This is a genomic window from Acetobacterium bakii (assembly GCF_001263355.1).
In the GTDB taxonomy this organism is placed as follows: domain Bacteria; phylum Bacillota; class Clostridia; order Eubacteriales; family Eubacteriaceae; genus Acetobacterium; species Acetobacterium bakii.
This window is the reverse complement of record NZ_LGYO01000067.1, coordinates 64144-77411: the sequence shown is the minus strand read 5'-3', so window position 1 is coordinate 77411 and position 13268 is coordinate 64144. Positions and strand designations below refer to the sequence as shown.

15 protein-coding genes are annotated in these 13268 nt (G+C 43.8%); 6 read left to right on the top strand and 9 right to left on the bottom strand.

Features of this window, described 5'->3' with window-relative positions; translation table 11 throughout:
- Window positions 1-138: 138 nt before the first annotated feature.
- The 5 genes from AKG39_RS18345 to AKG39_RS18325 form a co-directional block, all read right to left on the bottom strand.
- Window positions 139-1305: an ArsA family ATPase gene (locus AKG39_RS18345; RefSeq protein WP_050741860.1), complete on the bottom strand. Its 1167-nt coding sequence runs from the start codon at window positions 1303-1305 to the stop codon at window positions 139-141.
- Between the two features lie 437 nt (window positions 1306-1742).
- Window positions 1743-2240 carry a MarR family transcriptional regulator gene (locus tag AKG39_RS18340; RefSeq protein WP_050741859.1) on the bottom strand — a complete coding sequence of 166 codons (498 nt, stop codon included), beginning with the start codon at window positions 2238-2240 and terminating at the stop codon, window positions 1743-1745.
- Window positions 2241-2350: 110 nt separating this feature from the next.
- Window positions 2351-3706, bottom strand: coding sequence for a permease prefix domain 1-containing protein (locus AKG39_RS18335; protein ID WP_050741858.1), 1356 nt, complete (start codon window positions 3704-3706; stop codon window positions 2351-2353).
- Window positions 3699-4058, bottom strand: a complete 360-nt coding sequence (locus AKG39_RS18330; RefSeq protein ID WP_050741857.1) for a PadR family transcriptional regulator — start codon at window positions 4056-4058, stop codon at window positions 3699-3701. Before AKG39_RS18330 ends, AKG39_RS18335 begins: the two co-directional genes overlap by 8 nt.
- 254 nt (window positions 4059-4312) lie before the next feature.
- Complete coding sequence (locus AKG39_RS18325) at window positions 4313-4747, bottom strand: SRPBCC domain-containing protein (protein WP_050741862.1); 435 nt, start codon at window positions 4745-4747, stop codon at window positions 4313-4315.
- Window positions 4748-4907: 160 nt separating this feature from the next.
- Here AKG39_RS18325 and AKG39_RS18320 point away from each other — a divergent pair, with 160 nt between their 5' ends.
- The 6 genes from AKG39_RS18320 (at window position 4908) to AKG39_RS18295 (ending at window position 7761) form a co-directional block, all read left to right on the top strand.
- The gene (locus AKG39_RS18320; protein ID WP_050741856.1) at window positions 4908-5261 is read left to right on the top strand and encodes a P-II family nitrogen regulator; all 354 of its coding nucleotides are present in this window, start codon (window positions 4908-4910) and stop codon (window positions 5259-5261) included.
- Window positions 5251-6456 (top strand): cation:proton antiporter, encoded by a 1206-nt coding sequence (locus AKG39_RS18315; protein ID WP_050741855.1) that lies wholly within the window; start codon window positions 5251-5253, stop codon window positions 6454-6456. The genes AKG39_RS18320 and AKG39_RS18315 overlap by 11 nt, the downstream gene beginning before the upstream one ends.
- Before the next feature lie 207 nt (window positions 6457-6663).
- Window positions 6664-6870 carry a helix-turn-helix transcriptional regulator gene (locus AKG39_RS18310; RefSeq protein ID WP_050741854.1) on the top strand — a complete coding sequence of 69 codons (207 nt, stop codon included), beginning with the start codon at window positions 6664-6666 and terminating at the stop codon, window positions 6868-6870.
- 11 nt (window positions 6871-6881) lie between these two features.
- Window positions 6882-7331, top strand: a complete 450-nt coding sequence (locus tag AKG39_RS18305; RefSeq protein ID WP_050741853.1) for a hypothetical protein — start codon at window positions 6882-6884, stop codon at window positions 7329-7331.
- A gap of 12 nt (window positions 7332-7343) precedes the next feature.
- Window positions 7344-7529, top strand: coding sequence for a hypothetical protein (locus tag AKG39_RS18300; protein WP_050741852.1), 186 nt, complete (start codon window positions 7344-7346; stop codon window positions 7527-7529).
- A 1-nt stretch (window position 7530) separates the two neighbouring features.
- Window positions 7531-7761 carry a hypothetical protein gene (locus AKG39_RS18295; RefSeq protein WP_050741851.1) on the top strand — a complete coding sequence of 77 codons (231 nt, stop codon included), beginning with the start codon at window positions 7531-7533 and terminating at the stop codon, window positions 7759-7761.
- 167 nt (window positions 7762-7928) lie between these two features.
- Here the strand turns inward: AKG39_RS18295 and AKG39_RS18290 are convergent, their stop codons facing one another.
- From AKG39_RS18290 to AKG39_RS18280, 4 genes are all read right to left on the bottom strand, one after another.
- Window positions 7929-9239, bottom strand: coding sequence for a hemolysin family protein (locus AKG39_RS18290; RefSeq protein WP_050741850.1), 1311 nt, complete (start codon window positions 9237-9239; stop codon window positions 7929-7931).
- Window positions 9229-9405: a hypothetical protein gene (locus AKG39_RS20185; protein ID WP_160316226.1), complete on the bottom strand. Its 177-nt coding sequence runs from the start codon at window positions 9403-9405 to the stop codon at window positions 9229-9231. Before AKG39_RS20185 ends, AKG39_RS18290 begins: the two co-directional genes overlap by 11 nt.
- A gap of 240 nt (window positions 9406-9645) precedes the next feature.
- Window positions 9646-12516, bottom strand: coding sequence for a methyl-accepting chemotaxis protein (locus AKG39_RS18285; RefSeq protein WP_050741849.1), 2871 nt, complete (start codon window positions 12514-12516; stop codon window positions 9646-9648).
- 338 nt (window positions 12517-12854) lie between these two features.
- The gene (locus AKG39_RS18280) at window positions 12855-13190 is read right to left on the bottom strand and encodes a Na-translocating system protein MpsC family protein (RefSeq protein WP_050741848.1); all 336 of its coding nucleotides are present in this window, start codon (window positions 13188-13190) and stop codon (window positions 12855-12857) included.
- Window positions 13191-13268: the final 78 nt, after the last annotated feature.

Genomic DNA, 13268 nt, shown 5'->3' with positions numbered 1-13268 from the left:
TTGTGATTGGCGACTGCCTTCGCGAAAAGAATTTTGTAACGTGCAGACGAACAGTCGATAGACTGTCTAACCTGCAGTGTAAAAATTGTTTCGTGTAAGCTGGCAGTGAAGCTCATCGTTCTGTTTGTTTCCCATTAACTACTGAAACTGAATGACCAGGGTGCTCTCTTCGAAGGTTGCACTGGTGACATCCATACCTCTAAGGGTGTTGGGCATGGGAATATTACGCTTGTAATTTCCGATTTTCACAATCACATCCGACCCGGAAAGATGCACTGCCACTGCATCCTTGGTGATATTGGGCAGAAATAGTTTCAGATCATAGCCCTTTTCAGTTTGTTCATATTGTTCCCCTTCCGTGTCCGCTTTAATCTCAAACAAGTCAGTTTTTTCATTAAGGACATCCTCACAGATGCGGTTGATGGCATCCAGACCCAGTAAATCCGTGTCATACCAGGGAATATAATATTTGGGGACTTCTTTAAAACTCGTTTCGATTTCCTCAATGTATTTTTTCTGAATGTTAAGCCACTCGTCAAAAAAAGGATTGTTGATGCCCGTGGGTAGGATGCGATTAATGAAGATACCATCCACATTGTAGTTATACAGCTTCATATACATGTAATTGCGTTTGGTTTCTTCCACTACCATCTTCTCGGGCATGGTCACCAGTCGCACCGAGGATACCGCTTTGTTTTTAAGGAGCTCCTGTAATTCAATAAGCTTCACATAAAGGGTTTCGATGTCGCTCATGGCGTGACGGTCCGGCAGCTGAATTTTAAACAGGGTTTTTGAAACCGGTGAAAGAATCCGCATCGCCACCTTCCCGATGGGAAAAAACTTATCCATGTACCAGCACATCAGCTCCGGAAACTTCAGTAGGGACAGGGTTTCCCCGGTAGGGGCACAGTCCACAATAATCCGCTCGTAATCGCTGTTGTTGTATAATTCCTGGATTTTCAGCAGCGAGAAAAGTTCGTCCATGCCCGGAACCATAGTGAATTCGTCGATTTCAGCGTTGTCCGGATTGATGGAGGCAATCATGTTTTTAAAGGCCTGCATCATGTTTTTAAAATCCTTTTCCATTACATAATTGGGATCGATTTCCAAGGCGTAGAGATGTTCCGCCACCTTCACCTCTTCCTTGCCGATGGGAATGTTAAACAGGTCCCCCAGATTGTGGGCCATATCGGTGCTGACGATGAGTGTTTTATGACCTTCCTGTGCTGATTTCAGAGCATGGGCTGCGGCTACGCTGGTTTTACCGACGCCGCCTTTTCCTGTGAAAATAAGTATCCGCTTCATGAGATCTCCTCCGTTATTTTTAATTTACCCGATAATTACGATACTATTGCGCGCTTTACGCTCAGTTTCTCACGAAACAATTTTTACACCGCAGGTTGGACAGTCTAAGGACTGTTCGCCTGCACGTTACAAAATCGTTTGTGGAAACTAATCACAAAGCATCAACTGTTTGTTGTTTATAAGTTCGCAATGGCCTATTTTAAATTTACTTCCATGAGCTTTGCCCCTGTTTATATAAACAGACATCAAAGCAATAGCCTTTGATTTTTTAAATTACTAAGTTTGGGCAGCTGTTATAATTCTTTCGTCGAATAGTTCGTATGTCGAAGTATCTGTTCTAAAATATGCTGCCCTCAGGCAGCATTTGAGTATCGGTAAACAGAAAACTGTGGAGCAGTACCGACCGATTAATAATTGGTCGGTACCGCAGGTTGTTCTTAGTTAATCACTATCTTTCTGATTTTAGTATCCGGCGGTTGCTGCGCTTGTTTGGCACCCTCGCCGCTGAGGGTGTCCATGACCTTGTCCACCATCTTAAAGACCAGGCCGACCTCCTCGGGGCTGAAGCTGTCCATCATCAATTCCCCGTAGCGGGTGATTTCTTTGATCATGTCCCTGATGTAGCCTCTGCCGGCATCGGTGAGCTTAATGGTGACCACCCGCTTGTCTTCCGAGCTTCTTTCCCGATTCACCAGGTTCCGTTTTTCCATCCGGGCAACAATGCCGGTGGAGGTATTCAGCGGGGCATTGAGATACTCCGCAATCTGCGTCATGTTCACATCACTGTTCCGGTATAATAGCAGCAGCAGGAACACTTCGTTTTTCGAACAATTAAAAAGATCATTCCCCCAGATCTCCGGAGATAAGAGATATTTCACCTTATCAATATAGTCAAACATCATCCCTTCGAGATTTACCTTAGACCCATTTTCCATTTAAATATTTCCTTCATTTTCATTTTTCAAAGTACTTCGTCTTAAGAACTATTTTAATTCTAACGCCGAAGTATTGTTTTGTCAACCTGTTTTTTAATTTTGCTGTGGCATCAATTAAACCCAAAAATCAGTGGGAAGATAAAGGCCACAATTCCCAGCCACACGGCATAGACGTACAGATACGAGGTCTGCCATTTTTCAATTTTAATAAAATCGGTTTTCTTGAGAAAAAATAAAATGTACAGCCAGGCCAAGCCGCCGAGATTAACCAGCAAAACCAGATTCTCACCCAGTGCTGCGAGCTTGTTCGGGGTAATCCCATAGGCAGACAATCGAAACAGGATGGCTGATAAGGCAACCCCATCGATGATCAGGGCGGTTACAATCAGGGCCAGATTCATATAATCAAAGAGGTTGTTTTTATCGTAGGGATTCCGGGCCGAAATCACATAAAGCACCAGCCCCAAAACCAGGATCAGCATCAAGTCAAATCCGATGAGGTACTCCCGTTCCACAAAGGGACTCGTTCCGGTGGCGATCATCACCCCTAAAAAAATCAGCATGGTGATTAGAAAAAGCGGACTGAATATCTTCGCCAGAATCGGCGCGAAATTCTCAACCACGCTTTTTTTGGTTTCCACCAGATAAACCGTAATCATCGCCGTGGCGGCGGCCCCGTAAACAATCAGGTAATTTTGGATAAACCAGCTGGCATCCAATTGAATGGCAAAAAAGATGGCCTGGGTGAACATTGCCAAAACCACCAGCCCGCAGAAGATCAAGGTCCCGTAAATCACCGATTCACCGGTAAAACGGATAAAATTCATGCGCCCTCGGGAACTTTTCCACTCCAGCCCCATATACGCTACTCCGGTAATCAGCCAGAGGAATAAGGGCAGATGAATGGCGGTGAGCAGCTCCGTATCATTGGGTGCAAAGGACGGATAAAGGTTCACGAGGATCCCGGCCAGTGCGAATATTCCCATAATCGAAGCCCACATCTTTGCGGTTGACTGGTGTTTAATCAGAAAGAACGCCGCAATAAACGGTAAAATATAAAAACTGAGATTTTTCAGGTAAGCCAGTGCCGTCGCCGAATCATTGATGCTCAAACCGAACAACTCCGGAATTTTCATGGCCGTGCCGGCAAGGAATGAAAACACAATGACCAGGGCAATGTATTTCCGATTCGTCCCAAATGAAAGGGCTTGATCGGCATCCACCATTAAATGTTTCCAGAGGTTTTCGGTATTGACCTTGGAAAACTCCTGGGAAATCGCATTGACATTGCCCATCCGCTTCACACTGATCAAAAACGCTTCTTCTGCTGAAAGTCCGGCCTTCGTCAATTCATCGATCTCATCCTGCAGATGGTTTTCGAGTTCAATAATATCCGCTTCTTTAAAATTGCCGCGTCTCCGCAGATGATCGCTCCAGGAGCGGACATTGGCTTCTAAATCAAACATAGATAAATTCCTCCTTATGCTTTGTGAATTTTAACCAGGTTTTGGAAAGTGCCGCATGCACAATTTCCCATTGCTTCTTCTGCATTTCCAGTTCAGCCACACCTTCTTCTTTGATCCGGTAATACTTTCTTTTGCGTCCGGTTTCAGAACCCTGCCAGTAGGATTCAATCAAGTTCTTTTCCTCCAGCCGATGGAGGACCGGATAAAGCATCCCCTCTGACCACACCAGTTCATCGCCGGTCAACTCTTTTACCATTTTGATAATCGCATAACCGTAGCTGTCCTCCTGTTTTAAAATAGCGAGAACAAAAGGAATCGCCGAGGCTGCAATTAAATCCTTCGTGACGTTCATAAATACCTCCCCTATACCTAGAAGTATTTTAATTTTTTATGCTTTCCTGAAAATTTTCAGTCTGAAGGCCACTAAGATTAATGAATTAATCTTCCGCAGTCCTGATACTTGGGCGGCTTTCTGCCAGAACAATTATCGTTGCAGAGTTGCAGCCAGATCGCTGCAACAACAAAAAAAACGATTCAAAGCACCACCCTGTGCCTTGAATCGCTTAATGTATCGGTATTATTGTTGTCACCGCAGCCCCTATTTTTTTATCTGTCGGTCGTTTGCTCAGCATAATTCTTGAAATGTTCCAGAATTGCCTGCCATCCATTTTTTTGCAGTTCCAATGAATTCTCTTCTTCGGCTTCAAAGATTTCAATAATCCTGGTTTTATTTTCCTGAGGCTTAAAGGTAATGCTTACTTTTCTTCCGTCATCAAGGGTATAGGAAATGAATTCATTGAGCTTCACTTCATCGTATACTCCACTGAAATCAAATCCAAAACTGCCATTTTTTGCTTCCATTCGCCAGAGTAATTTACCGCCAGTCCGTAAATCATTTTCCGCAAATGGCGTATGCCAGTCGTCCGAAGCGCTGTTCCAATGAATGATATGTTTCGGCACTGACCAATACTTCCAAACCAATTCCACCGGGGCATTCACCGTTGTTTCCACCGTAATCATTGAATGATTATCAGTTTTCATTTTATTTACCGCCTTTCTAAATCTTAATTTAATAGCTTTATATCTGTTTGAATACATGCTATTTACCCCAAAAATAAATTTATACAACGCATTCGAAATTTATTATTCCGCATTTAGTGGTATACTTATATATGTTCGATTAATTCAGAGGAGGAAAATAATGAAGCTGTTAGTTTTTGTATTAAGCCAAACCGACAAGCTGGATACCCTATTGGCGGGATTTGCGTCAGCAAATATTTGTGGCGCCACGGTGCTTGAAAGTATGGGGATGGCCCGGTATCTCAGCCATAAACACGATGATGATGAAATTCCCTTTTTAAGTTCTTTACGAACTTTTTTAAACCCCGAGGTCGTCAATGGCAATGTGATTTTCATGGTCATTGAGGATGAAGAAATACCCAAAGCCATTGAGGTGATTGAATCCAGCATCGGTGACCTGAATGAAAATGATTCAGGAATCGTGTTCACCCTTCCCATCGATTTTGCCAAAGGACTCTGTACCGTTGGAAAGTAAGATTATCATCGATGTAGCAATTATGCTTTTTGCGGGAATTCTCATGGGTCGACTGGCAAAATTCGTTAAAATGCCCAATGTCACCGGCTACCTCATTGCCGGACTTCTATTGGGTCCTTCGTTTCTGAACATTATTTCAGCCAACATGGTTGATGGCTTTATTGTGATCTCGGATATTGCGCTGGGATTTATTGCCTTTTCCATCGGCAGTCAATTTGACTTAAACTACTTTAAAAAGGTAGGGATCGCACCCATAGTCATCGCCACAGCGGAAGCCCTGTGCGCTGTTATTCTGGTGACCCTGGTTTTGATTCTTTTCGGTTTTGATATGAAGCTTTCCATTATGCTGGGCGCCATTGCCGCGGCCACCGCCCCAGCCCAGACCATTATGGTCATCAAACAGTATCAGGCAAAGGGTACCCTCACCTCGATGCTCATGAGTGTAGTGGCGATAGATGATGCCATTGCCCTAATCGCCTTTGGTTTTGCCGCAACTATTGTCAATGTCATGAGCTCAAACGTTCAGACCAGTATTGCCCTATCCGTCTTAACGCCATTTTATGAAGTGATTATTTCATTCATCCTCGGCGCGGTTGCTGGTATTCTGATGAAACTCATCTTTCGCTGGTTTAAGAAACCATCTAATCAGATTTGCATTGTTATTGCCTCTATTTTGATGACTTACTGGCTTGCCAATACGGTGCACGGTTCTCCGTTACTGGCCTGTATGGCCCTTGGCGGGGTGCTGGTGAATATTTACAGAGATCGTATCGATACGGTACTCAAAACCACCGATACCTTTACCCCACCTATCTTCATGATCTTTTTTGTGATTTCCGGTGCGGGCTTTGAAGTCTCTGCTCTGCCGGCCATTGGTCTCATCGGCATCTTATACGTTGTCGTCCGGGTAATTGGTAAAGTAGCCGGAGCCTGGTTCGGCGGGAAAATCACCAAACAGGAAGATAAAATCTGCAAATACCTGGGACCAACCCTGATGCCCCAGGCCGGAGTTGCTCTGGGACTTGTGGTGGTGGCTGCCAAACTGGTGCCCGCCTATGCGGATCAGATTCAGGTGGTTATATTATGTTCCACCTTTATTTATTCCGTGATCGGACCCATTGCCGCCAAGATTGCTCTGGTGAAGGCTGGAGAAATTGTTATTCCCCCAAAGGCCTCAGCACTGGAAAAAAATTAGGTCGTTTTTGATTAACAATATAAAAAGCCCAAAGCATTTCGCAATGAAACGCTTTGGGCTTTTTGAGTCTCATGGTCCTCAAAAAATTATAAACGTCAATTAAAACTGATTTCTGTTATTTTTTGCAAAGTTCACTTGACAATTTATGCAAAGCGTACTATACTTATTTTGCTAAGTATGCTATGCAAATCAACAGAAGGTGTTAAAATGAAAACACGTATCAAAGAACTGCGAAAAGAACGAAAATTGTCACAGGAAGAGCTGGCCCTGGAAGTCGGAACAACCAGACAGACCATTACATCCATTGAAGTCGGAAAATACACCGCCTCGCTGGTGCTGGCCTATAAGATCGCCCATTATTTCGGGCTGACCATTGAAGAAGTTTTTGACTTTTCAGATGCAAACAAAATTTAGGAGGCAGAATGATGGAAGAATTTAAAATGAAGGTCAAATACAGAATTGCACTCTTTGCAGGATTGACCCTGGCAGCAGCGGCACTTGGTATTTATAATGTATTTTTCATGCCTGTTCCAGACAATGCAACGATGACCGATGGCGTTATTGTAGGATTTCAATCGGGACTTATTCTAGGCATCGGTATGATTGCAGTGGTTCAGATTTTTAAATTGACCCGAGTGGTTAACGATGAGACGAAACTTAAACTGCTGTATAACCAGGAGCACGACGAACGTTTAAAAGCCATCCGCAGCATGGCCGGAATGCCGATGCTGATGATTACATCGGTATTGATGCTGATTGCCGCCATCATTGCCGGCTATTTTAACATCGTTGTCTTTTACACCCTGGTGCTGGCCGCCACTGCCCAGCTTACAATCGGAGCCATTGTCAAACTTGTTTGTATGAAAACAATGTAGTGAAGGTGTATGATGAAAAATAGCGTATTGTACCCGATGGCGATCGCCATCATGATCGTCGCATTGCTGTGCATGACCCTTAACCTCACTGTGGTTTCCTTTCCTGATTGGGCTATCAGAATCACCGGTATTGTGATGCTGGCTGATTTGGCAGTCCTGTCTTTTTTAACTGCAAGATCAAAGAAAGGAAAAAATTAAAATGAATAAAGATATGAGAAAAGAATTAAAAATCGGAATTCTACTTTTTGCCATCTTTAATCTAATCAATTTATTCGCCCATGATATTGTCCCGGAACTACCAGTCCTGCATTTTTTCCTTGGCGGGTTGGCCGCATTGGCTTTTATGGAAATCATTATTGGCATTCTGCCTGAACCCACTTATTTAAAATTAAAACAGTTTAAAAAGAACCTCAGACCTTTTAAAAAATAATCAAGTTGCCATATTCTATCAGGCTTTGAACAAAACAAAAAAGTAAGTCCCGGGGACAATTGTAACATCAGTTGTCGGCATCATGGCGCACAGGCATCGCCTGTACGATCATGCGGCCGACAACGATTTATGATTGTCCCCGGGACGGGTTTGACAGCAACCTATCTTTATTCCATATTCTTATCGCTCAGATAAACAACTGTTTTTTCAATACGTTTGTCGGAGACATCCAGAATCTTGATTCTTAGATTCTGGTACTCAATCTCCATGACATCGCCCTTTGAGGGAATATTTCCAATGAGGCCGATGAGAAAGCCACTAAAGGTTTCATAGTCGTCTATCGGCAGATCTACATCGATTAGTTCTATCAGATCGTCAAGGCTGATCATGCCGCTGACTTCATAGGTATTCTCATCAATTTTTCTAAATTCAATTTCTTCTTCATCGAATTCATCAAAGATGTTACCCACAATTTCCTCGATTAAATCTTCCATGGTCACAATCCCTGCGGTTCCGCCGTATTCGTCAATAACCACGGCGATATGGGTTTTGGATTTCTGCAAAGTCACAAATAATTCGTCGATTTTCTTACCTTCGGGAACAAAATACGGTTTTCTTATCTTATCTCTGATTTTAAAGTCATCAGTGGATTCTTCATTAATCAGAAAAATCAAATCCTTCAGATGCAAAATCCCGATGATATTGTCGACGGTTTCTTCATACACAGGTATTCGGGTATAATGTTCATCTTTTACGGCGCTGATCAGTTCTTCAAGGTCGATGTCAACAGAAACGCTGAACATGTCAATCCGATGCGTCATAATATCGGATACGGTTGTATTGTTGAACTCAAATATATTATTGATCATGGTTTTTTCACGTGCATTAATGGCGCCTCTTTCTTCACCAATATCCACCATCATTCGAATTTCTTCTTCGGTGACGTCGTCTTCCAGTGAATTCGGATCGATGCCCGCCAATCTCAGAAAAAAATTGGTTGAAATGGTTAACAGCTTTACTAACGGTGCCGTAACGATGGACAAAAACGTCAATATCCCCACCGAAAAAAATGCAATTTTATCCGATTTTTTCATGGCAATGCGTTTGGGCACCAGTTCACCGAATACCAGCGTAAAATATGAAAGGATCAGAGTAATGACCACCAGGGTGACGGCCCTCAGTACACCATCGGAAACCGGTAAATTCATATTTTGTAAAGCTACCACAATGGGATCTGCAAAACTTTGGGCAGCAAAGGCACTTGCCAGAAACCCGGCCAGGGTGATGCCAACTTGGATAGTTGCCAGGAATCGGCTGGGCTCGCCCAGTAGTTTGACGAGCTGCATTGCTTTTTTATTGCCGTCTTCCGCCATCACTTTTATTCTATTATCATTTAATGAGATCAGCGCAATTTCTGATGCTGCAAAAAAGGCATTGATCATAACCAGTACCAGCAAAAATAAAATCTCAGTAACCAATTCTCAACCTCCTGATTTTTCTGCAAAAAAAAGACACCGCAATACCCCATTCTTTGGATACTATGGCCTCAAATGCTAAATTTATCGATTGAATTGAGCTGAGCTTCATGCTAACTATTTTTGTGTGATTTTTACAACTCTCGGCTTCCCCAGGTTCATCATCCATTTCTTAATTTCCTTTCCTAAAACAGTATTTAGTAGTCTTATTAAATTTACATCATTTTATGAAACTTGTCAACCATGTAAAAACTGTCCCTGGCAATAAAATAAAAAAGTAAGTCCCGGGGACAATCACAATATCAGTTGTCGGCATCAGGGCGCTCAGGCTTAGCCTGTACGATCCTGCAGCCGACAACGATTTGCCATTGTCCCCGGGACGATTATTTTATTCGAACGCTTATCTGATTTAGTATTTATCCATTTCCATGTCATCCAAAAATATTTTGGGTTGGGATGGCTGTGAATTGCGTGCCGCCGGCTGGTTTTTTGCCATTGGCTGACTAGTTCTTTTCGGTTTGTTTCCAGCTGTCTTTAGCTGAAAAGCCCCGACCATTTGTTTGAGCATTTCCGCCTGGCCTGAAAGTTCTTCACTGGCTGCAGCACTTTGTTCAGCGGTGGCGGAATTGGTTTGCACCACTGTAGAAACCTGTTCAATGCCCTGAGTAATTTGAGCGATTTCCGATGCCTGGTCGTTGGAAGCCCGGGCAATATCCCCGACCAAACCGGTTACCTTTTCAATTTCACTTAGGATTTCTTTGAGGCTAACCGCGGTTTCATCCGCAATTTTCGTTCCCGTTTCCACCTTATCAATGGAACCTTCAATCAGCACCGTGGTTTCCTTGGCCGCGTCGGCACTTCTGGCTGCCAGGCTGCGCACTTCTTCAGCAACGACCGCAAAACCTTTGCCGTGCTGACCGGCCCGTGCCGCTTCAACTGCCGCATTGAGGGCCAGAATGTTCGTCTGGAAGGCAATGTCGTCAATGACCTTGATGATTTTGGAAATATTCTGGGAGGAATCGTTAATTTCCACCATGGCGGTTACCATTTTTGTCATTTGGGTATTGCCAACCTCGGCATTTCCGCGAACTTCCTGGGCCCGTTCATTGGCTTCATTGGCCCGCATGGCATTTTTCTTGGTTTCCCCGGCCACCTCTTCAATGGAAGCATTGAGCTGCTGAATGGAGCTGGCCTGCTCGGTGGTTCCCTGGGACAGGGCCTGACCGCCATCGGAGATTTGCACCGCACCGGATTCCACCTGTGAGGCTGCTTCATTTATTTCAGACATCGTGGTGCTGAGGTTAGTTGTAATATCGTTCAGGGCTGTTTTTATGGCCTGGAAGTCGCCCAGGTATTCGGTATTGATCTGCTGATTCAGATTACCCTCTCCTATTTCTTCCAAAGTCTGAGTAATTTCATCCACATAACGTTTAAGGAAGGAAATAGTCTGGTTCATATCGTCTTTGATGACCGTGTAGTCGCCATTGTAATTGCCAACCATGCCAGTGTTCAGGTTCCCCCGGGCCAGTTCTTTTAAGGTGTTTGATGTTTCCTGAACAGGTGCCACCACCGCATCCAGGGTCGCATTGACACCGTCAACAATTTTGGCAAAGTCGCCCTGATGGCGGCTGGCATCCGCCCGGGTATTCAGGCGGCCGTCGATGCCAGCCTGGGCCAGCATGGAAGCATCGTTGATCAGGTTTTCAACCGAGGTTTGCACCTCTTCGAGACTGTTTCTGATTTCGTTGAATTGGGCACTGACTTCCGATGTATATTCATCGGCCTCGCCGATGGCCAGATCAAAGGCCAGATCGCCTTCGGATAAACGGATCAGGTTGTTGCCCAGTCGGGTGACTTCATTTTTGGTATAGTCGCCGACTCGAATCATCGACGTCAGATCTGTGACAACTTCCACAAAACCGACATTTTCACCTTTGGCATTCTTGAGGTAGGCGGTATCCTGTTTATTACTTTTGCCACACCATTCAAAAAAGCTGTCAGCTAAGCCCTGATCCACCAGTCGTCGGATCCCGCAGCCTTCAGTTCTGCAGATATCCGCTCCGGCATTGTAACAGTCCATGCCACGGGCGGAATCCCGATCTTTAATGACATTGCCGGCGATCATATTGTCTTCAAAAGGCTTGTTCATAAAGGTCCATTTCATATCATTATCGGTGACATGAATGGGGAATGGCACTGCATCGATAATAGCTTCGTACCATACCATTTTATCAACCACTGTGTCCAGGGTGGCGTTGAAGCCTTCAACAATTTCTTTATAACCGCCATTAAAACGGTTTGCGTCGCCCCTGGTCTCCCATTGGCCCGCAATTGCTGCATGGGAAAGCATCGTCGCTTCGGCAATCAGGCTGCGAATATTTTCAATGATATGCTTCAGTGCCGGTGCAATTTCATCCTGGGGATCCCGGACTTCAATATTGGCGGAGACATCGCCCTCGGCGATCAGATTCATGGTGCCGATAACGACGTTCTGGATATCATCCGAGAAGGTATCCATGGACTGCGCCATTTCTCCGATTTCATCCTTACGATTCATATCCAGACGCATGGTGAAGTGTCCCTGGCTCATTTCTTTGATCATATGATTGGCTTTTTTCAGTGGCGTGCTGATCATGGATCGCAGTATCAAACCAAACACAATGGCTACGAGGAATGAAATCAGCGTAACAATAATCAGCGTAGTCCTGGCTGCGTTGGCAGCCGCTTCATCCAAATCTTCTGTCCCCTGTGCTTCTTCCAACTTCATCGGAACAAGCTTATTGATGACGTCCATTTCTGCATTGGCTGCGATTCCGTAGGAACCACTATCCGCCAACAGGGCAAAGGCTTCAGCATCGCGATTTTCAGCGGCAAGGGGTTTAACCTTTTCAAATTCCTGGGCCAACACCTTTCGGGATGCCATAAATTCGTCAAACACAGCCTGCATTTCGGGATCTATGATAGTCGCTTCGAAAGCTGCCGCGGCCTCATCGATTTCCTGATTGCGAATGGCCACCTTATCAGTATTTGATTGAATCTGCTCGGGGCTGTTCTCAATGATCATATCCCGGATGATTACCCGCATTCTCTGATAGGATGTAGATATTTGACCAACCTCGGCAATCGGCAAAGTCATTTTTTCATAGAGAATGGTATTAGAATTTTCAAGATTCTGCAAACTTACAATTCCTACAATTCCTACAATCCCGGTAATAAGGGCAATAATGATAAAACCCACCAGCAGCTTTGTTCCGATTTTAATGTTATTTATCCAGTTCATTTTAAATTCCCCTTTCTTAAACGTCTCATTTTTAAATCCCGATGTCTTGTTTCTCTTTCTTTCACCAGTATACCTCTTCTTATTCTTTATATATTCAGAAATATAAACTCGCGTTTATATTTGAACTCATTTTGTCGGCCCTCTTGCAGCCGTCGATGTCAATCGTCTCCCATGATTCGGAGAAATAAAAAAAGAACAAAACAAAGCCTATTCCATAGACTCAATATCTGTTCTTTTTGCCAACCAGTTCACACTTTTTGGCATCTCTAACCATAATTCAATTGATTAAATTAACTTATCGTTATAGCAATTTTAACTTATATCAGTAAAGTTCAGTCTTATCGATGTTTAATCTTAAACACGACCTGATCATTAATAAAATCCGGTTCACATGCCAGTAACTGCATTTGGTATTTACCCATAAAAATCTGATCCAGCTGACTGACTGCCTCAGCTACTGTTAAAATATAAAATTTCTGTACCGCGTCAATGTACTCCTGACCAAAGGTCTTGACCAGGTAAATTTCAGTTGAAGATAGGGTACCCTTCATAACGATGTGGATTTCCCGGTCATAGTATTTGACATAGTGACTTTTGGGTCCGGCGCCCTGATATTTTTTGGTTAACCCGGCAATGGATTTGAGCAGCAACTTTTTTTCCTCTTCAGTAAACATAAATCTCACTCCTAAATTTGTTTTTCACAACGACTTCGTCAAACATAAATGCCTTTAGTGAAAATACCTTGCAAACAA

What these genes read in the sequence shown, in the direction of transcription:
- AKG39_RS18300 (WP_050741852.1), top strand. Translation starts at nt 7,344, where the DNA reads ATGAAAAATAGCGTATTGTACCCGATGGCGATCGCCATCATGATCGTC.
- AKG39_RS18345 (WP_050741860.1), bottom strand. Translation starts at nt 1,305, where the DNA reads ATGAAGCGGATACTTATTTTCACAGGAAAAGGCGGCGTCGGTAAAACC.
- AKG39_RS18330 (WP_050741857.1), bottom strand. Translation starts at nt 4,058, where the DNA reads ATGAACGTCACGAAGGATTTAATTGCAGCCTCGGCGATTCCTTTTGTT.
- AKG39_RS18305 (WP_050741853.1), top strand. Translation starts at nt 6,882, where the DNA reads ATGGAAGAATTTAAAATGAAGGTCAAATACAGAATTGCACTCTTTGCA.
- AKG39_RS18285 (WP_050741849.1), bottom strand. Translation starts at nt 12,516, where the DNA reads ATGAACTGGATAAATAACATTAAAATCGGAACAAAGCTGCTGGTGGGT.
- AKG39_RS18335 (WP_050741858.1), bottom strand. Translation starts at nt 3,706, where the DNA reads ATGTTTGATTTAGAAGCCAATGTCCGCTCCTGGAGCGATCATCTGCGG.
- AKG39_RS18295 (WP_050741851.1), top strand. Translation starts at nt 7,531, where the DNA reads ATGAATAAAGATATGAGAAAAGAATTAAAAATCGGAATTCTACTTTTT.
- AKG39_RS18325 (WP_050741862.1), bottom strand. Translation starts at nt 4,747, where the DNA reads ATGAAAACTGATAATCATTCAATGATTACGGTGGAAACAACGGTGAAT.
- AKG39_RS18310 (WP_050741854.1), top strand. Translation starts at nt 6,664, where the DNA reads ATGAAAACACGTATCAAAGAACTGCGAAAAGAACGAAAATTGTCACAG.
- AKG39_RS18320 (WP_050741856.1), top strand. Translation starts at nt 4,908, where the DNA reads ATGAAGCTGTTAGTTTTTGTATTAAGCCAAACCGACAAGCTGGATACC.
- AKG39_RS20185 (WP_160316226.1), bottom strand. Translation starts at nt 9,405, where the DNA reads ATGGATGATGAACCTGGGGAAGCCGAGAGTTGTAAAAATCACACAAAA.
- AKG39_RS18340 (WP_050741859.1), bottom strand. Translation starts at nt 2,240, where the DNA reads ATGGAAAATGGGTCTAAGGTAAATCTCGAAGGGATGATGTTTGACTAT.
- AKG39_RS18280 (WP_050741848.1), bottom strand. Translation starts at nt 13,190, where the DNA reads ATGTTTACTGAAGAGGAAAAAAAGTTGCTGCTCAAATCCATTGCCGGG.